Raw genomic sequence first — 2,813 nt, 5'->3', positions numbered from 1 at the left:
GCTCCTCGACACCGGCCTGCCGGTGGCGCTTGCCGGCGACTTCAACATCGTGCCCGAGCCACGCGACATCTACCCGACCCGCTCCTATGACGACAACGCGCTGGTGCAGCCGCAAAGCCGCGCCGCCTTCGCGGCACTCGTCGAGCGGGGCTGGACCGATGCGCTGCGCAAGGTCTTCCCGAAGGAGGAGAAGCTCTACACATTCTGGGACTACCGCCGCAATCGCTGGCCGCGCGACGCGGGCCTCAGGCTCGACCACATCCTTTTGTCGAAGACACTCGTCCGCAAGCTGAAAGCGGCCGGCATCGACCGGGCCGTGCGCGGCGAGGACAACGCCAGCGACCACGCGCCGGTGTGGGTGGAGGTGGAGACCTGACCTCGCCGCCGCGATCCTTCGCGCCCCTCTGTGCAGTCACCACATCGCAAGCTAGGGTGTCGCAATCATTCCCGCCGAGGCTCGCCGTTGCCCAGCCTGACCGTCGCAGTCTCCTCAATCGTCCTCGCGGCCGCGGCATTGCTGGCCTTCCTCGTCTGGCAGGCGCGCCAGCGCCGGCGGATGCGGCGCCGGGCCGATCCGGCCCATGATTATGCGGTGCGCGCGTCCTGGCGGCCCACCGCCGGCAAGCTCAACTTCTCGTCCTATGTCTACATGGATGTCGACGGCGACGGGGTGTATGGCCTCGCCGACCGGCCGATGGCCGGCATCATGGTTCGGCTCTACGATGAGCGCGGCGGCTTCCTCGCCGCGGCGCGGACCAACTCCGCCGGCTTCGCCAATTTCCCGATGTCGTCCAGGCGACGCCGGGCCAGGATACGCGCGCCCGGCACCTACCGCTTTTCGGTCTCTGTGCCGCCCGGCTGGCGCGCCAGCAGCGGGAACGAGGACCAGTCGATACGCTTGCTGGCCGCGCCCGGCTCTGTCGCTGGCCTCGTCGGGGAGGACTTGCCGAAACCGGTCGGCCTCGCGCCGGTTCGCGTCCTGAGCGGCAGGATGCCCGCCGCGACGGGGGCGACGCTGTCGGTGACGGGCAAGGGCCAGATCCTCGACAGCCGGACGCTTGGCGCGGGCGCCGCCTTCCGCTTTCCTCTCGCCGCAGGGGCCGACACGGTGGCGATCTCCGGCGGCGGCCTCGAGCGGCAGCTCGCGTTGTCGGCCTATCCGACCGATCTTGGCCTGCTGACGCCCGCCGTCATCGTGGCCGATGCGGTGCTGAGCGCCATCGGCTTCGACGACGTCACCACGCGCGGCCTGCGCAAGCTTCCGACGGGCCATGCCGGGCTCTCCTGGCGCAATCTCAACGCCATGGCGGGCGACCACACCAAGAACAGCGAGGGCTACGTCAACGGCAATGTCTCGGGCGATCACATCGCCTATACGAGCAGCGGCCATGCGGCCGAATTCGGCCGGCACCAGCCTTTCGGGCTGCATTCGATGATGCTGACCGCGGCCTGGCTGGCCTCGGAGGGAGAGACCGCGCTGATCGAGAGCTGGCTGGGGGAGGTGCCGGTCGCGCGCGATGAGATCACGCTGTCGGCGCTGGCGCCGTGCCACTATGCGCCGATGCTGAAGGCCGTCACGCGTGTTCGCCTGTCGACGAAGCACCATTGGCAGCTTGTGGTGGATGACCTGGTGCTGGTGCTCTAGGAGCAATTCCAGGAAAAGTGCGTAGCGGTTTTCCGTCCGGAATTGCGTCAAAACAAATACTAGGAGCAATTCCAGGAAAAGTGCGTAGCGGTTTTCCGTCCGGAATTGCGTCAAAACAATACTAGAGCGGTTAAGCGATTCCATGAAACGCTGAACCGCTCCAGGAGAGCCGGCGAGGGATCAGATCAGGTTGTTCGAGCCCGCGCCGTTGGCGGTGATCGCCGAAAGCCTGTCCTTCTTCACCAGAACCGGCTTCTCATAGGTTTTCTTCATTTCAGGGGCTCCGATACAATGTCAAATCCGGCCAACGCCATGATGCTCAAGGCGCCAGCCGGGCTGAAATCACCGCGGGAGGGGAGTGGATCCGCCGTTGCGCGCCGTCACCGCCGAAAGCCTGTCCTTCTTGAGCAGGGCCAGCCTCTCGTAGGTCTTCTTCATATCCAACTCTCCATTAATCCACGAAGGATGATGTCAGACCCTCGTCTCCTGTCAACCATGACGGCTGATGTACACTGCGTGCATCCGGATAGTCACATCCCTGGCGCGAAGGTCTGCCGGATAAGCGCACTGCTTTGCCGAGGGGATCACGGATTTATTCCCGCGCGTGTGATTTCCGACACTTAGCCAGCGCGGGAAGCTGGGCTAGGATACCGATATGAGAAGAAGGGTGGGGGCATCCTATGAACAGAACGATCGACAGGCTGCTCTCGCTCCTCCTACTGGCGGCGGCCATCGCCTGCGTGATGCATGCCTGGCCGTTTCTGGCCACCGGAGCCGAGAGCCTCGCTCATCCGCTGGCCGATTCCGCCTCGATGCGGCTGACCGGCTTCCTGGTGGCGGCGCTCGCTCTGGTGGTCGGCGCGTTGCTGTTCCTTGCCGGTCTTTTGCCGGGACGGCCGGCGCATCAGGCCGGAGCGCCGCTGTTCGGCCGCGCGGCGGAGGTGCGGGATATGGGCCGGCCGCATCTCAGGCGCGTCTTCCAGGTCCTGCCGGCGGTCACTGTGCTGGCGCTGCTCGCCGACCAGCCTTGGCGGGGCGGCGAGGTGGCGAACGAACCGAAGGGCGGACAGGATGTCGCCAGCGCTCCGCCGGCCCTCGCAACGCCGCCGGCGGAGCTGGTTCTAGCGCCGGCGCCACCGGAGCAGGCGGTAAAGACGCCGCCTGCGGC

At 66.4% G+C, this 2,813-nt stretch carries 4 protein-coding genes and 1 pseudogene; 3 read left to right on the top strand and 2 right to left on the bottom strand.

The genetic code is table 11. The features are described 5' to 3' along the window. Both EN742_RS30585 and EN742_RS30580 read left to right on the top strand, forming a co-directional pair. On the top strand, window positions 1-376 hold a 376-nt coding region (locus EN742_RS30585; RefSeq protein WP_189375676.1), incomplete at its 5' end, for an exodeoxyribonuclease III. Window positions 377-463: 87 nt separating this feature from the next. After that, complete coding sequence (locus EN742_RS30580) at window positions 464-1,645, top strand: hypothetical protein (RefSeq protein WP_127407429.1); 1,182 nt, start codon at window positions 464-466, stop codon at window positions 1,643-1,645. A gap of 180 nt (window positions 1,646-1,825) precedes the next feature. On the opposite strand, the gene EN742_RS30570 is transcribed toward EN742_RS30580, so the two are convergent. Both EN742_RS30570 and EN742_RS30565 read right to left on the bottom strand, forming a co-directional pair. Next, a complete protein-coding gene (locus tag EN742_RS30570) occupies window positions 1,826-1,918 on the bottom strand; it encodes a putative RiPP precursor (RefSeq protein ID WP_126055267.1) in 93 nt (30 codons plus the stop codon). 69 nt (window positions 1,919-1,987) lie between these two features. After that, window positions 1,988-2,083, bottom strand: a complete 96-nt coding sequence (locus EN742_RS30565; protein ID WP_126055266.1) for a putative RiPP precursor — start codon at window positions 2,081-2,083, stop codon at window positions 1,988-1,990. A 242-nt stretch (window positions 2,084-2,325) separates the two neighbouring features. On the opposite strand from EN742_RS30565, the pseudogene EN742_RS30560 reads away from it, so the two are divergent. Further along, a pseudogene (locus EN742_RS30560) lies at window positions 2,326-2,813 on the top strand (WD40 repeat domain-containing protein); the annotation flags it as partial.

This window comes from Mesorhizobium sp. M4A.F.Ca.ET.020.02.1.1 (assembly GCF_004022645.1).
Lineage (GTDB): Bacteria > Pseudomonadota > Alphaproteobacteria > Rhizobiales > Rhizobiaceae > Mesorhizobium.
Note: the sequence above shows the minus strand (reverse complement) of the source record. Positions and strands in the feature narration are given on the sequence as shown.